This window comes from Cohnella sp. (assembly GCF_041641335.1).
Lineage (GTDB): Bacteria > Bacillota > Bacilli > Paenibacillales > Paenibacillaceae > Cohnella.
In genome coordinates, this window is the sequence record NZ_JBEPYQ010000051.1 from 16679 (window position 1) to 31465 (window position 14787).

Genomic DNA, 14787 nt, shown 5'->3' on the forward strand with positions numbered 1-14787 from the left:
CAGTCGCATTCCCTTGGAAATATCCCTCATGTGAGCGTGGGGGATATTTTTTAAGGAGAGATTTGGAAGTATTTTGAAGGATTAGAGATTTAGAGGTTAGGAGGGTGAGGTCCTTGCGCTATTTCGACTATCTGACCCCGGAGCAGGAACAAGATTTATTTCTTCAACTCCCGTCGGAGTTCAGCAATCGCGACGACAAGGAAACTTTGGCTTATGCGGTGGGCGCCGCCTTGTATATGCCCGCGATTCGTCCCCGAATCGCGGATGACGTCGTAAGCGGGAAAATTAAGGGGTTAGTGTCCTTGGTCATCGACCTGGAGGACGCGGTAGCGGACAGCCAAGTCGACTTTGCCGAGAGAAATCTGTACGAGACGTTGGATAAGCTGCATCGCTTCGTGATCGAAGGCTTTATCGAGTCATCGGCTCTTCCGCTCATCTTCGTGCGGGTTCGCTCGGCGGAGCAGATGCGGCGGCTGTTGTCGCTGCTGGAGGAACGGCTGTACCTGGTGACGGGATTCGCTTTTCCGAAGTTCTCGCCCGTCATCGGCGAAGCTTACTTCCGGCTGTTGGAGGAGTACAACGGAAGCGCCGGGCCGAATGCGCCGACGCTGTACGGAATGCCGATTCTCGAGACGGCGGAAGTGATCTACCGGGAAAGCCGGTCGTCCGCGCTGCTCGACATTCAGGCTCTGCTGAAGCGATACAGTCCGTACGTGCTTAACGTGAGAATCGGAGCGACCGACTTCTCCAGCATTTTCGGATTGCGGCGCAATCCCGACATGACGATCTACGACATCGGCGTCATCCGCGATTGCGTGACGGACATTATCAACGTGTTCGGGCGGCAGGAAGACGGCTTCGTGATTTCCGGACCGGTATGGGAGTATTTCAGAAGCGACCGCGTGCTGAAGCCGCAGCTTCGGATGACGCCGTTCCAGGAGGCGATGGGCAAAGACGGGCTGAAGCTGCGCATGTCCTATCTGGACAGGTCCGTGGACGGCCTGATTCGCGAAGTGGCTTACGACAAGGAGAACGGCATCATCGGCAAGACGATCATTCATCCGACGCATCTTCAGCCGGTGCAGGCGATGTACGTCGTCACTCACGAGGAATACAGCGACGCGGCGAGCATCATCGCGAACAGCCAGGGCGATTATGGCGTCATGAAGAGCCAGTACGCCAACAAGATGAACGAGATCAAGCCGCATTTGAACTGGTCCAACCGGATTATGAATCGATCAAAGATTTTCGGGGTGCTGCATGAAAAACATAACTTCACCAGCCTGCTCGCCGACCTCGAGCCGGCGGGGGCGCTTGTATAGCATTATCGACGGATTGGAAGTCGAAGTCGTCGTGACGTCTAATCCGTACGGGATCGAGCTTGACCAACTGTTCGGCATGGCGGCGCGCATTAACAAGAAGCGCGGGTTTCTGTTCGTCAGCAGGCTGCTGGGCAAGCATATTCCGGTCGTTCCTTCGGCGTCGCTGGGGGCGGGAGCGCTGCTGGGCCGCCTGTACGCGGAAGAGGCGTGGAAGCGCCCTTCTCCGCTGGAAGCGGATCGCTTGCGGGGCATGTTCGCGAGCAGAAGAGAGGCGGATGAAGGATACCGGGAGCTGATGGCGCGCAAAATCCGCATCGAAGAGCCGACGCTGTTCATCGGCTTCGCGGAGACGGCGACCGCGCTTGGACATAGTCTGTTCGACGCGTTCGAAGGCAACGTGACGTTCGTGCATACGACGCGCGAGGAGATCGAAGGGCTCGTCCCGCCGATCCGCTTCGAAGAGGAGCATTCGCACGCGGTCGCGCACCGGTGCTACGTTCGCGATTCGTCCGTTTTCCGCGAGGCGTCCCGCATCGTGCTCGTCGACGACGAGATTACGACGGGGAAGACGGCGCTCAACATTATCCGCGAGCTGCACGCGGCTTTCGGTCATCGCGACTTCGCGGTGGCCAGTCTGCTCGATTGGCGATCCGTCGCGGATCGCGAACGCTTCGCGGAGCTGGAGCGCGAGCTGGGCATCCGGATTCGCTGCCTGGCATTGATCGAAGGGGAGATCGAGGTGAAGGGGAGTCCGCTTGAGGAAGGGGCGAAGGAAGCTCACGATGCTTTCGAGCCGCTGCCGGATTTCCGTATACGCCGCCACGATCTCTCCCCATTATTCGAGCATGCCGGATCTTCTCCGGAAGACAGGGCGCGTTCGCCGCAGCTTGGCTCCTATCTGCTGCATACCGGCAGATTCGGCATGAGCGCGGCCGACGGGGAAGCGCTGGACCGCTCCGTCGCCGGAGCGGCGGAACAACTGGCCGCGCATAGAACGGGCAGCCGGACGCTGTGTCTCGGAACGGGGGAATTCATGTACGTTCCGATGCGGATCGCCGAGCGAATGGGCGACGGCGTGCACAGCCAGTCGACGACGAGAAGCCCGATCCACCCGCTGCGCCGGGAGGGCTATGCGGTATCCTCCGCTTATCGTTACGATTCGGTAGACGGAGAGGAAGTCGCCAACTTTATTTACAATGTCGAGCCCGGACAGTATGACGAAGCGTTCGTCTTCGTCGAACGGGAGTACGATCCGAAGCGGGGCGCGTCGTTCGAGCGGGCTTTGTCCCGGCTTGGCGTACCCGTCGTTCACCTGGTTTCGTTCGGCGCATCAGACGATCGGAGGGACGGGGAATGAAGCAGCTTCTGTCCGTACACGAAGGCCATGTCGCTCAACCGTCCCCTATGGGCAGCTATAAGCCGTGGGACGTCGTATTTTTATTGAAGGATTTAAGCTCGGTCGAGCTGGAGCGCGGCACGGAAGATCGGGAAGAGGCGATCCAATCCGGGACGCATTATTCGGAGATGCTGCCGATCGAGTACCGGCCGTCGGACGACTATATCCGGCTGTACCGCGAGACGCTGCTCGCCACCGCGGGCAAGGTGGCGGAGGCGGTCGCCGCCGTATCGGAGCAGATCGTTGCCAAGCGCGGAGCGAACGTCGTGCTCGCGTCTCTGGCGCGGGCGGGCACGCCGATCGGCGTGCTGATCAAACGCTATTTGCACACGTTCCACGGGCTCGACGTTCCTCACTACAGCATCTCGATCATCCGGGGCAAAGGAATCGACGAGAACGCCTTGAAGTACATGCTGCGCCGCCATCCGGAGGGGAATATTCAGTTCGTCGACGGCTGGACCGGCAAGGGCGCCATCCGCAAAGTGCTGATCGAGGCTTGCGACAGCTTCTATGAACGCTTCGGCGTTCGTCTAAGCGACGATCTGGCCGTTCTGGCCGATCCCGGCTGCTGCTCCGCGACGTTCGGCACTCGGGAAGACTTTCTCATTCCGAGCGCTTGCCTGAATTCGACGGTGTCGGGCCTCGTGAGTCGAACCGTTCTGCGCGACGATCTGATCGGGCCGGAGGATTTCCACGGAGCGAAATATTATCGCGAGCTGGCGGAAGACGATCTGTCCAACGAATACGTCGACACGATCGAAGCGCATTTCGAATCGGTCCGGGAAGCGGCCAAAGCGAAAGCCGAGCGGCTGCTCGCGCAGACCGGCGACCCGGTCACTTGGCAGGGGGAACGGGACATTCGCGGCATCCAGAGGGATTTCGGCATCGCCGACGTCAACCTGGTGAAGCCCGGAGTCGGGGAGACGACCCGCGTGCTGCTGCGCCGGGTGCCTTGGAAAATTCTCGTGGACGACGCGGGCAATCCGAATCTCGCTCCGATTTTGCTGCTGGCGGCGGATCGCGGCGTCCCGGTCGAGGAATATCCCGGTCTGACTTATTCGTGCTGCGGCATCATTAAGCCGCTTAAGGGGGAATCCGCTTGATATTCGCCTGCGATCTGGATCAGACGCTGATTTACTCTCGCCGCTCGATGGGGCCGATGGAGGAGAGCGAGCTCGTTCCCGTCGAGAAGTACGAGGGCGAGGATTTGAGCTTCATGACCCGTACCGCCTACGCGCGGCTTCGGGAGCTGAGCCGGGAGATCGACTTCGTGCCGACGACGACGAGAATTTACGAGCAATACGAGAGAATACACGGATTGACGGGCGATATTCGCATCCGCTACGCGATCGTCAGCAACGGAGGCCGGGTGCTGGTCGACGGCCGGACGGACGCGCAGTGGGACGGCATGATCCGGCAAGCCGTTCGTTCCGGGGCCGCTTCGGGCGAAGAAGCGAAGGCTTTGTTCGACCGGCTGGCGGACGCGAGCTGGGTGCTGAAGGAGCGGTACTGCGACGAGCTGTTCTATGCGGTTGTCGTGAACAGGGAAGAGATTCCGGGCGGCTGGATGGAAGAGCTGGCGGGAGAACTGGCGCGTATGGGCTGGAATTGCTCGCTGCAGGGGCGCAAAGTGTACCTGGTGCCCGATCCGGTGAGCAAGGGCGCAGCCGTCCGTTACGTGAAGGAGCTGGCAGGCGCATCGTTCGTATTCGCGGCCGGCGACAGCCTGCTGGACGAAAGCATGCTGCGTGTCGCGGACGAAGCGATGGCCCCGGGGCATGGCGAGCTGTTCCGGAATTACGCGGGCAAGGACGAACGGGGCATCCGGTTTGCCGGCCGGTCCGGCATTCTGGCGTCGGAAGACATTTTGGAAGCCGCGGCCAATTGCCGCAAGGAAGCGGGGCATACGAGATGACGAACATTTATTTTAACCGCTGGTTCTCCTCGGTCTATCATTATATCGGCATGATCCGCGACAATCCGGACGGCCAGCGCTTTACTTTCTACGGGACTCATCCCGATCCGGGGCATCTTTCGCTGCAAGCCTGCGACCACGCGGAACAGGAGCCGGTGCTGGACGGCCCCGAGTACGTCGATTACGCGCTCGATTTCTGCCGTCGCAACGACATCGGCGTCTTCATTCCGCGGCTCCATATGCTGGACATCGCCAAGGAGGCGCGCCGCTTCGACGAGATCGGCACGAAGGTGATGGTCTGCCGCGATATCGAGCTGCTCGAGCGTCTGATGGAGAAGGATCTGTTCTACGAAAGCCTGGCCGGGACGGACGTCGTGCCGCTGCCGGAATATGATGTCGCCGAGACGGCGGAGCAGTTCAAGGCGGCATATGAGGAGCTGGTCGCAAGCGGGCATCGCGTCTGCTTCAAGCCGACGAACTCGGAGGGCGGCATGGGCTTCCGGATCATCGAGGGAGAGCGGAGCGAACAGGATAAGCTGAACGATCTGTACGGCTGGGTGAGCGCGGCCGTTCCGTTCGAGGAGGCGTACAAGACGCTGTCGGCGGTGGAGCGGTTCCCGAAATTGATGGTGATGGAGCTGCTGCCCGACGAGGAAGTCAGCATCGACTGCCTGGCGGACGCCGAGGGCAACCTGATCGCAGCCATACCTCGCCGCAAATCGTCGGGGCGAATCTACTTGCTGGAGGACAAGCCGGAGCTGCTGGAGATCGCGTCCCGGGTGGCGAAGCGCTGCCGCATTCCGTTCGTCTACAACATCCAGGTCAAATACAACGAGGGCGTGCCGAAGCTGCTCGAGATCAATCCGCGCATGTCCGGCGGATTGTACATCTCGTGTCTAAGCGGGGTTAACATGCCGTATTTGGCGGTAAAATCGATTCTCGGACAGCCCTTCGAACAGCCGGTTCCTCGCTTTGGCGTCAAGGCAAGCTATCTCGAGCTGCCCGTCCTCATGAAATAGAGGCGGGCCGTCGGCTTACGATAAAAAATTGACGAGCGCTGCCGAAAGCCATAAACTAAAGTCATGGTTAACCGTTTACGCCAGTCGGATTCGGTTGGATAGACAGGAGGTAGCGGACTTGCTTCGTTCGAAATGGGGACTAGCGTCCATCATCATCGGTTATTCGGCAGGCTATATTTCGACTTTTTTCGTTCATGACGCGATCGCGCTTGTTTTTCCGATTCTGGGAACGATGCTCGCTTCGGTTATACGCAACGCCGAGCGCAAAGTGGCCCAGCTGGCCGCCGAGCGGGACGCGGCGAACGCGGCGGCTGCCGCAGCGGCCGCGGGGGGCAACCCGCAGCAGGCCCAGCGGATACCGCCGGCCGTTCAGTCGTTCGGAGGAGCCAGCCGTCCGGGAGGGCAGCCGGCGGCGAATCCGGCAGTTGCGGCGCCGCAGCAGGCCGCTCCGGAGCCAAGAGCTTCGGATCTCGGTCCGGAGTGGGATTCCATTATGGAATACATCGGCACGATCGAAGACATGGTGCTGCTCGAAGGGGAGAAGAACAATCTCGACAACGAGATCGTGCAGCGCACGCTGTCTCTTCTGGTCCGGTTGAACCGCATCATTCCGCAATTGGTCGCTTTCAACAACGGAGACATCAACCACAAAATCAAGCGGCTCGTGCTTAAGGACCTGAACGGGGCGATCACGCCTTTCCTGCATTTGAGCGGAGAAGCGAAGCGGCAGAACCGCAGGCTTCTGCTCAACAGCATTCGGGACATCGACAACCAGATTACGACCTATACAAGCTTCATCGAGCAGAAGGACCTTATGGAATTGAGAAACAAGGCCGAGCTCATTCATCAGCGCTACGGCGCAGGCAACTAATATTCGATGGGAGGACTTATGCATGAGTACGCCAGCCATTCTGCTTAAAGATTCGGACGCCGTAAGGGTCCAGCAAGAAGCGCAAGCTACGATTCAACGCATCTCGTCGGCGGATGCCGCCCAGCTCGATTCCCTGATGGACGAAGTCGGCCGCATGGGGCAGAAGACGATGGAGAAAGCCGGGGCCAACCTGACTTTGCTGGAGCGTCCCCTCAACGATCTGCTCAGCGGCAAGCGTTCGGAGATCGCCGGCAACATCATGAAGCTTCGCAACGAGGTCGACGACCTGAATCGCTCGAAGGATCTGTCCGTTTTCCAACGCATTCTTCGCAAAACGCCGATGAAAAACTACATCATGAAGTACCAATCGGTGCGGACGAACGTTCAGGCGATCATCTCCGCTCTGCGCAACGGAAAGGACACGCTGGAAGAGAACGTCGTACACATGCGCAACCTGAAGCAGATGTGCATTCAGGAAATGTACAACGTCCAGCAGCGCATCGAGCTGGGCAACCAGTTGAAGACGCTGTTCGAGCAGGAACTGGCCAAGCCGGAGAACGAGAGCCGCAAGCCGCAGCTGGAGAAAGGTCTGCGCAAGGTCGTGACGCGCATCCAGGCGCTCACGGAGATGATCATGCTGTACCAGCAGGCGATCGCCGGCTCGGACATCATTAACGACAACAACGACAAGCTGATCGATTCCGTCGACGCGACGATCGACAAGACGCAGCACCTGATCACGGTGTCTGCGATGATCGCGACCGCCCTCGAGGATCAGATGAAGGTCATCGACGCCGTGAACGCGACGAACGACATGCTCGGCAAGCAATTCGCGGAGAACGCGCGCATGCTCAACGAGACGACGCAGAAGACGACTCAGGCGATGACGAAATCGGCGATGTCGATGGAGCAGATCAACCAGGCGATGAACGATCTCACCTCGGCGATCAACCGGTGCGAGGAATCCAACCGGACGATTATCGCTTCCGCTACGGAGCAGACAAGCCGTCTGCAGGAGATCAACAAGCAGATGGGGCAACGGCTCGGCTTGCAGCCGGGCGCCGCTTCTTCGCCGCAAGCGGCGATCCAGCAGCCTTCTATCGGCAGCTTGCTCGATTAATGCATAGAAGAGGGGCTGTCCCTGAGTCGCAAGAGCGCAACAAAAACATTATCGATAAATAAGAACGGGGTATATATCTCCTTACGCTACAATGTACCCCAGAAAGTGACGAGAAGCTTCGTAGCTTATTCCGATTACTTTCCGGGGACCCCGAAGCGCCGTCATGAAATTAGGAATCGATTAATCCGTGACAGGGTAATTTCATGACCGTATGAGGCAGGTGCTTCGCTCTCCAGGAGATATATACCCCTTTTCTATCTCGATAATGCGTGTTGCCTGACTTAGGGACAGTCCCCTTTTCTCCCATACAAAACAGCAAAATTAAAATACTTATAAACGCAATCCGCGTCAGAGAAGCCGACTTCCCTCATCCAATCGATTTGCGTCGCCAACTCCGTCATTTTATCGAGTTTCGTTCTTTCGTAGGCGGACGCGATTTCCTCTCGGGTCAGATCGCTGGCCTCGACTTTTTTCTTCCAATCGTTCTTGTACAGGGACTCAATAAACGGAGTATGGCCCAGAACCTGATCGGCATTGACGAATACGCCGTTGTTCTTCAAGTTTGAATAAGCGTTGCGGTACAGCGTCCGTTTGTTCTCATCCGCGAGATGGTGAATCGAAAGAGCCGAAACCATGATGTCGTATTTGCCCGGAACAACGTAATTCGTATAATCGTCCAGCACGTAGGTGACGTTGGTGAACCCCTCAAGCCGCGACTTCGCGATGTCCAACATTTTCTCCGAAATATCGATTAACGTGATGTTAGCCTGCGGGTACTTCCTCAGCATGAGCGACGAGAACAATCCCGTGCCCGCGCCCAAGTCCAATATTTCCGGACAATCGGAGCCGGCTTCCGCCACAGACACCGAAACCCCATAGAAATCGTCGAAGCAGGGGATAAGCTTTCTTCTTTGGCGATCGTATTCGCGCGAAACTTCATCGAATTTGCTGCTTACATCATTGCGATTTTCCATCTGGCCGCCTCCCGAGTATCCAAGCTTTCTTATAACATCGATCATAGTCAACATAAGCTTATTATTGAAATATATAAAAACTATTGAACACATAGGACATTCCTATGAACAGAGCCGCGATGAGGAGCAATCATTTCAGGCAGCGTTTTTGCTTGTCTGCCATCATATTCCTTCATTCCCCCGGATAGACTGGAAGTAACGATAACTTTCGACTCATGGACACTTGCGAAGGGGATGTGAGCGGCATGCTGATGAACGGGCTGATCGGACTGGTTATCGTGTTTCTGATCGTGGCGGCGAGCAGCGAGAAGACGGAAGCGATCGTCGAAATGATGGAGGACCAGCGGATTTAGACGGAATGCGCGAGCATGTCGAATATACAAGAAAGGCCGGCAAACCTTCCCTTGTCCGAGAAGATTTGCCGGCCTTGCCGCATGTGCAGACCGCTATTACTGGGCCGCCAAGAAAGCGTCGATCTGCGATTGCAGCTCCTGCTGAACCTTCTCGAGACCTGCGGCCTTCAGCTGCTTGTTCAGCTCCGCGAGACCGGCGTCGACGTCTTTGACGACTCCATACTCCAACGGAATCGCGTAACGCAGCATGACGTTGCCAAGGTTGGAGATTTCCGTCTTCACCTTGCTGTTGTCGAAGACGAACGTTTCCAGCGGATAGTGGTACACCTGTTCTTCCCATTTCTTCACGAGATCGGAGGCTTCCTGCGGGAAGTCCACGTTGTCGCGATTAAGGGGGGAGTTGAAGCTCCAGTTGGAGAAGCCGGTGTAGTTCTGATTTTTGTCGGTTGCGATATATTTGTCTTCGCCGGATTTCTCGTAGTGGACGCCTTCGATGCCGTACATGATCAGATCGTGCAGTTCTTTGTCGTTCTGCATCAGATCGATGAACATGAGAGCGCGTTCCGGGTATTTGGACGTGGCATGGACGGACGTGCCGTTCTGCGTCGAGATCGCCACCGATTTGGCCTTGCTCGGGTTGATGTCAGCCAGCGCTACCTCATACGGCGAATTTTCCTGGCGCATGAGCGCTATCAGCGAGCCGAGCGTGCCGTTGTTATGCGTGATCGAAGCCGTCTTGCCCTGCTTGAAGTCTTGCTGGTGGTCGTTCTTGCTGTTCAGAGCGTTCTTCGACCAGCCGTTGTTGTCGGCCAAGTCTTTGTAGTAGTTGGCCAAGTCTTTGAACTCCTGCGTCTCGTAGACGTTGAACACTTGTCCCTGCGGATCGCTTAGCTTAAACGCGAACGGCATATCCAGGTCGAACATATTCCATTCGTTCTCTTGCTTCAGCAGTACGCGGTCGAGGTTGTGGTACTTCCAGTCGCCCGTCTCCGGCGTGAACGGAATGACGCCTTTCTCGTTCTGGGCGATCGTCTTCAAATAATTCGCGTAAGCTTCCGGGCTGTCGATGGCCGGCAGATTGTATTTCTTGCGCAGGTCTTCACGGTACAGAATGAGCTTCTCGACGGATTCTCCCCGGTTCTGCGGAACCATGTACAGCTTGCCGTTCACTTTGGCTTGATCCCAGCTGACCTTAGACATCGCTTCCCACGTCTTCGGCATGTACTTGGAGAGCATGTCTTCCGTCAGCTCCAGGAAACCGCCCTTCAGCGCCTGGTCGTTGTAGCCGGCCCAGTTCGCGGAATAGATCAGATCGAAGTTTTCGTTGGCCGCCAGCTTGAGCGGATATTTCTGCGCCCAATCCGACCAGTCGAGGAATTCGCTTTCGATTGTGGCGTTGATTTGTTCCTTGAGCTTTTTGTTGATTTCGGCGAATACGCTGTCATAATCGACCGGCTTCGGGCCGACGAAGATCATCTTCAGCTTCACTTCCTCGGAAGTGTCGATGCCGCCGCTTGCTCCCGTTTCTCCGGACGATTCCGCCGAATTGGAAGCCGGCGCCGAGCTCTCGGCCGCCGACGTATTGCTGCTATTGCTGTTTTTGTTTCCGCCGCATGCGCCGAGAACGGTAGCGATCAGTAGGATAACGGCGAGAAGCAGGAAGCTCTTTTTGGTTGCCATTCGAGATTTCCCCCTAAGGTATATTGGGGCGTGTCTGAAAACCCGCTCAGGGGCATCTTTCAACGCCTTTTCGCCCCCTGCTTTGTCACTTTTGCTTGACGTACCCCGGTACGCCTTCACAAAAGTTCCTTGCATGGAACGAAAATCCGGCAAAATCTGCTGCCCTCGAAGTATTCAGACACGCCCTGGTGATAAACCGGGTTTCCCCGGACTCATCCTTTCACGGCGCCGATCGTCAGACCTTGCACGAAGTATCTCTGAACGAACGGATAGGCGAGCAGAATCGGACCGGTCGCGACGACCGTCATCGCCATTTTCAGACTTTCGGATGGAATCGTCGTCGTGACGACGGCTCCGGCGCTCATCATCGCTTTGCGCATGCCGTCCATGTTGCCGAGCATTTTATACAGATAGTACTGCAGCGGCATCAGGTTTTCGTTCGAGACGAAGAGCAGGGCGTTGTACCAATCGTTCCAATAAGCCAGGGCGAGAAATAATCCGATGGTGGCGAGCGCCGGCTTGGACAGCGGAAGAATGAGCCGGGCGTAGATGAGAAAATCTCCCGCGCCGTCGATTTTGGCCGACTCCACGATCGCTTCGGGAATGCTGCTCATGAACGACTTCATTACGATGATGTAGAACACGTTAAGCACCATCGGGATGACGAGCGCAAGCGGCGTATCCTTCATATGCAAGTAGTTGACGATGAGCAGGTACCAAGGGACAAGCCCCCCGCTGAACAACGTCGTGAAAAAGAAGAAGAAGGAGAAATGGTTGCGCCATTTGAAATCTTTCCTGGACAAGGCGTAAGCCGTCATCGAGGTCAGGAACAGGCCGAGCAAGGTGCCTGCCGCCGTTACGCCGATCGTCACGATGTACGCTTTGAGCATTTGCGTCGGATACTTGAACAGAATGCCGTACGCCTCCAGGGAGAAATCCACGGGAAGAAACGGATACCCTTTTACGATGATCGTGCTTTCTTCCGTCAAGGACGAAGAGACGACGAGCAGGAAGGGCAGGACGCACAGCAGCGCCAGCAGCGTCAGAGACACGTAACCAATGACGGAGAACAGCAGCCGGTCTTTCTGCAGTCGTCCCCGCGAATGCAGCGGGGCGCGCGGATTCAGCCTCTCAGTAGATGTTTGCATGGTCGTAACCCCCGATCAGAATAAGGCCCGGTCTTTGTCGTATTTGCGAACCGCGTAGTTGACCGACATGATGGTCGCGAAGCCGAGCACCGACTGGAATACGCCGGCAGCGGCGGACATGCCGATATCGTTCGACGTAATGAGCGAGCGGAACACGAACGTATCGATGACGTCCGTCGAAGAGAACAAAATTCCGTTGTTGCCGACCATGTTGTAGAACATGCCGAAGTCTCCGCGGAAAATGTTGCCCACGGCCAGCAGCACGAGAATGATCAGCGTCGGATACAGGTTGGGCAGCGTGATTTTCATAATGCGTTGGAAAATGTTAGCCCCGTCGATCTCGGCCGCCTCGTACATCTCCGTATCGATGCCCGCGATCGCGGCCAAGTACATGACTGTTCCGTATCCGAGCGTCTTCCAGGCGGAGACGGCGACGAGGATGAACGGCCAGTAGGAAGGCGTGTTGTAAATGTCGACGGGCTCCAGTCCGAGACCCCGCAGCAGTGCGTTGACGGTGCCGATGTCGTAGTTGAGCAGATTGTAGGCGATCGCGCCGACGACGACCCAGGAGATGAAGTACGGCAGAAACAGGATCGATTGCGTCAGTTTGCGGAACCATTTGCCCCCGATCTCGAACAACAGAATCGCGGCGAAAATTTGCAAAAAGTTGTTCACCGCGATGAAGGCGATATTGTACAGCGCCGTATTCCTCGTGACCGTCCAGGCATCCCCGGATTCGAAGAAGAAGCGGAAGTTGGCCAGTCCGTTCCAGGCGCTGCCGAAAATTCCGCCCGCGTAATCATAGTGCTTGAACGCGATAACGATGCCGGCCATCGGGACGTACGCGAACAACAGGAAGAACGCGACGGCCGGCGCTAGCATCAGCAGAATCGTTCGGTAGCGTTTCACGTCGTATAGAAATTGGTGTAGTCGCATGTGCTGCTCCCCTTTCCTCGCTTTTAATTATGCAAGCGCAGGCCGAAGAATTTAATCATGTGAAACAACGAAAACTAGTACGAAATCTACAATTCGGAATTTGGCATGGAGAGAGTTGGAGCGCCCGGGTCTCGGAAGGGGGATTCACATCCGGATTTGCCTGTCTTACAATGAAGGCGTTGCAAACCGAGGGGAAGGTCGGAAAATATGGCGCTAACGGCTTCGAAGTCGGCACATGCGGAAGGGCGCATCAAGAGGTACATCCCCTTCACTTACAAAACGATGATTCCGTACTTGATTCTTGTTCTGCTGACGGACATCGTCATCGGCTCCATCTCGTATAGAATGCTGATCGATTCGCGAACCGAGATGGCCGAGACGAATCTCCGCACGGCGATGGAGCAAGCGCGCGAAAACATGGAATACCAGATGGACGAAATCCAGCGGATGTCCGACACGCTGTTCGGCAGCCTGCCGTTTCAACGCGCTCTGCAGACGAGAGGGGACCCGCTGAATATTTATTTGACGATGCTGGACGAGATCGTGCCGCAGATCCAATCTCCGCTCCAACTGTACGGCAACGACATTCGTCTGATCCTGTACGTGACGAACGAAGAGCTGAATTACGTGCTGGGAGACGACCTGTCCGAGCCGATCGACGGAGACGACTATTACATTCTTCCTTTTGCCGAGATCGAGCGCACCGAATGGTTCAATTCGTACCGGAAGACGGGCAGGGACAATGACTGGCTGCAGATCGATACGGATGCGCAGCTGGAGAACATCTCGCATATTCGCAAGCTGGTGTCCTACAGCGATTATTCGACGGTGATCGGGTACGTGCGCATCACCGCGAAGCTGCCCGATCTGCTGGGGAGCTTCGACGCGTTTCCGGTGGAGGAGGGGATCGCGCTCCGTCTGCGCGACCTCTCCGCGGATTCGGTCCTGTTCGAGCGGGGAACGGCCGACCGGAGCGACGCGGGTTATTTGAGCTTGCGGGAGGAAATCCCGGAATCTTCCCTCGCCATCGAATCGTTCGTCCCGTCCTCCTACCTGACGAAGGACGCGAGCCGGCTCCGCAAGGCGATCGTCGCCGTCTGTCTGCTGAGCTTCGTCGTGATGACCTGCATCGGTCTTGTCGTCGCGAGGCTGTCCGGACGCAAGATGCGACGGATTGTCTCGCTCGTCCACTCCTTCGAGGAGGGCAACTTCCAGAAGCGGATTCGCTTCTCGGGCAACGACGAATTCGTGCGCATAGCCGATTCCTTCAACGTGATGGCCGGCAACATCCAGGAGCTGATCAACAGCGTGTACGTGGAAGGCATGCAGAAGAAACAGGCCGAGCTGGAGGCGCTGCAAGCCCAGATCAACCCTCATTTTTTGTTCAACACGCTGTCGACGATCAGCAGTCTGGCGAATCTCGGAGAGACGCGGAAGGCGACCGAGATGATCCAGAGGCTATCCCGTTTCTATAGGTTGACGCTGAACAAGGGCCAGGTGTTCATCGCGCTGGAGAAGGAGCTGGAGCAGGTTCAGACGTATCTGGACATTCAGCGGGTCAAGTATGCCGATGCGTTCACCGTGCACGTGGACGTCGAGCCCGATATTTTGGACGTGCGGGTCATCAAGCTCATTTTTCAGCCGTTCGTCGAAAATATTTTCAAGCATGCCTGGTTCGGAGACGCGATTACGATCCGGATTACCGGGCACCGGGTCGGCGACCGGATCGAGCTGAAGGTGATCGACGACGGCGTCGGCATGCCGCCCGGCCAGGTGAAGACCATCATGCAAGGGGCCAGTCACGGGGGCGGGTACGGCGTGCGCAACGTGGACGAACGGATCAAGCTGAGATACGGGAAGGAATACGGGGTTCGGATCGGCTCCGTGCGCGGCGGCGGCACGACGGTGCTGATCGCGCTTCCCGCGTCGGGCGAGCCTTCGGGAGAACCGGAATAGTTGCAAAAGTATGCAGGATCATTGTTTCGCGACATGTTCGCGAATGAAGTCGTCGGGTATGCTATTTTGGAGAGTCTATACCTTCTTGCGGAGGAGG

At 57.0% G+C, this 14787-nt stretch carries 12 protein-coding genes; 8 read left to right on the forward strand and 4 right to left on the reverse strand.

Going from position 1 to position 14787, the window contains the following annotated elements; genetic code table 11:
* Positions 1-113: 113 nt before the first annotated feature.
* From ACESLM_RS17100 to ACESLM_RS17130, 7 genes are all read left to right on the forward strand, one after another.
* Positions 114-1322, forward strand: coding sequence for an HpcH/HpaI aldolase/citrate lyase family protein (locus tag ACESLM_RS17100; RefSeq protein ID WP_372632792.1), 1209 nt, complete (start codon positions 114-116; stop codon positions 1320-1322).
* On the forward strand, positions 1315-2679 hold the full coding sequence (locus ACESLM_RS17105) for a phosphoribosyltransferase family protein (protein WP_372632793.1): 1365 nt from the start codon (positions 1315-1317) through the stop codon (positions 2677-2679). The genes ACESLM_RS17100 and ACESLM_RS17105 overlap by 8 nt, the downstream gene beginning before the upstream one ends.
* The gene (locus ACESLM_RS17110; protein WP_372632794.1) at positions 2676-3821 is read left to right on the forward strand and encodes a cysteine protease StiP family protein; all 1146 of its coding nucleotides are present in this window, start codon (positions 2676-2678) and stop codon (positions 3819-3821) included. The genes ACESLM_RS17105 and ACESLM_RS17110 overlap by 4 nt, the downstream gene beginning before the upstream one ends.
* The gene (locus ACESLM_RS17115; protein WP_372632795.1) at positions 3818-4633 is read left to right on the forward strand and encodes an HAD family hydrolase; all 816 of its coding nucleotides are present in this window, start codon (positions 3818-3820) and stop codon (positions 4631-4633) included. Before ACESLM_RS17110 ends, ACESLM_RS17115 begins: the two co-directional genes overlap by 4 nt.
* Positions 4630-5652 carry an ATP-grasp domain-containing protein gene (locus ACESLM_RS17120; RefSeq protein WP_372632796.1) on the forward strand — a complete coding sequence of 341 codons (1023 nt, stop codon included), beginning with the start codon at positions 4630-4632 and terminating at the stop codon, positions 5650-5652. Before ACESLM_RS17115 ends, ACESLM_RS17120 begins: the two co-directional genes overlap by 4 nt.
* Positions 5653-5770: 118 nt before the next feature.
* Positions 5771-6523 (forward strand): hypothetical protein, encoded by a 753-nt coding sequence (locus ACESLM_RS17125; RefSeq protein WP_372632797.1) that lies wholly within the window; start codon positions 5771-5773, stop codon positions 6521-6523.
* Between the two features lie 22 nt (positions 6524-6545).
* Positions 6546-7643, forward strand: coding sequence for a toxic anion resistance protein (locus ACESLM_RS17130; RefSeq protein ID WP_372632798.1), 1098 nt, complete (start codon positions 6546-6548; stop codon positions 7641-7643).
* Between the two features lie 281 nt (positions 7644-7924).
* Here the strand turns inward: ACESLM_RS17130 and ACESLM_RS17135 are convergent, their stop codons facing one another.
* From ACESLM_RS17135 to ACESLM_RS17150, 4 genes are all read right to left on the reverse strand, one after another.
* Positions 7925-8617, reverse strand: coding sequence for a class I SAM-dependent methyltransferase (locus tag ACESLM_RS17135; RefSeq protein WP_372632799.1), 693 nt, complete (start codon positions 8615-8617; stop codon positions 7925-7927).
* A 449-nt stretch (positions 8618-9066) separates the two neighbouring features.
* On the reverse strand, positions 9067-10650 hold the full coding sequence (locus ACESLM_RS17140; RefSeq protein ID WP_372632800.1) for an ABC transporter substrate-binding protein: 1584 nt from the start codon (positions 10648-10650) through the stop codon (positions 9067-9069).
* A 212-nt stretch (positions 10651-10862) separates the two neighbouring features.
* Positions 10863-11798, reverse strand: coding sequence for a carbohydrate ABC transporter permease (locus tag ACESLM_RS17145; RefSeq protein WP_372632801.1), 936 nt, complete (start codon positions 11796-11798; stop codon positions 10863-10865).
* 15 nt (positions 11799-11813) lie between these two features.
* Positions 11814-12734 carry an ABC transporter permease gene (locus ACESLM_RS17150; RefSeq protein ID WP_372632802.1) on the reverse strand — a complete coding sequence of 307 codons (921 nt, stop codon included), beginning with the start codon at positions 12732-12734 and terminating at the stop codon, positions 11814-11816.
* 207 nt (positions 12735-12941) lie between these two features.
* On the opposite strand from ACESLM_RS17150, the gene ACESLM_RS17155 reads away from it, so the two are divergent.
* Entirely contained in the window at positions 12942-14690 is a 1749-nt protein-coding gene (locus tag ACESLM_RS17155; protein WP_372632803.1) for a sensor histidine kinase, read from the forward strand.
* Positions 14691-14787 lie beyond the last annotated feature (97 nt).

Excerpts from the sequence above, each read along its gene's own strand:
- ACESLM_RS17110 (WP_372632794.1), top strand. The coding sequence starts at position 2,676 with ATGAAGCAGCTTCTGTCCGTACACGAAGGCCATGTCGCTCAACCGTCC.
- ACESLM_RS17120 (WP_372632796.1), top strand. The coding sequence starts at position 4,630 with ATGACGAACATTTATTTTAACCGCTGGTTCTCCTCGGTCTATCATTAT.
- ACESLM_RS17130 (WP_372632798.1), top strand. The coding sequence starts at position 6,546 with ATGAGTACGCCAGCCATTCTGCTTAAAGATTCGGACGCCGTAAGGGTC.
- ACESLM_RS17135 (WP_372632799.1), bottom strand. The coding sequence starts at position 8,617 with ATGGAAAATCGCAATGATGTAAGCAGCAAATTCGATGAAGTTTCGCGC.
- ACESLM_RS17140 (WP_372632800.1), bottom strand. The coding sequence starts at position 10,650 with ATGGCAACCAAAAAGAGCTTCCTGCTTCTCGCCGTTATCCTACTGATC.
- ACESLM_RS17145 (WP_372632801.1), bottom strand. The coding sequence starts at position 11,798 with ATGCAAACATCTACTGAGAGGCTGAATCCGCGCGCCCCGCTGCATTCG.
- ACESLM_RS17150 (WP_372632802.1), bottom strand. The coding sequence starts at position 12,734 with ATGCGACTACACCAATTTCTATACGACGTGAAACGCTACCGAACGATT.
- ACESLM_RS17155 (WP_372632803.1), top strand. The coding sequence starts at position 12,942 with ATGGCGCTAACGGCTTCGAAGTCGGCACATGCGGAAGGGCGCATCAAG.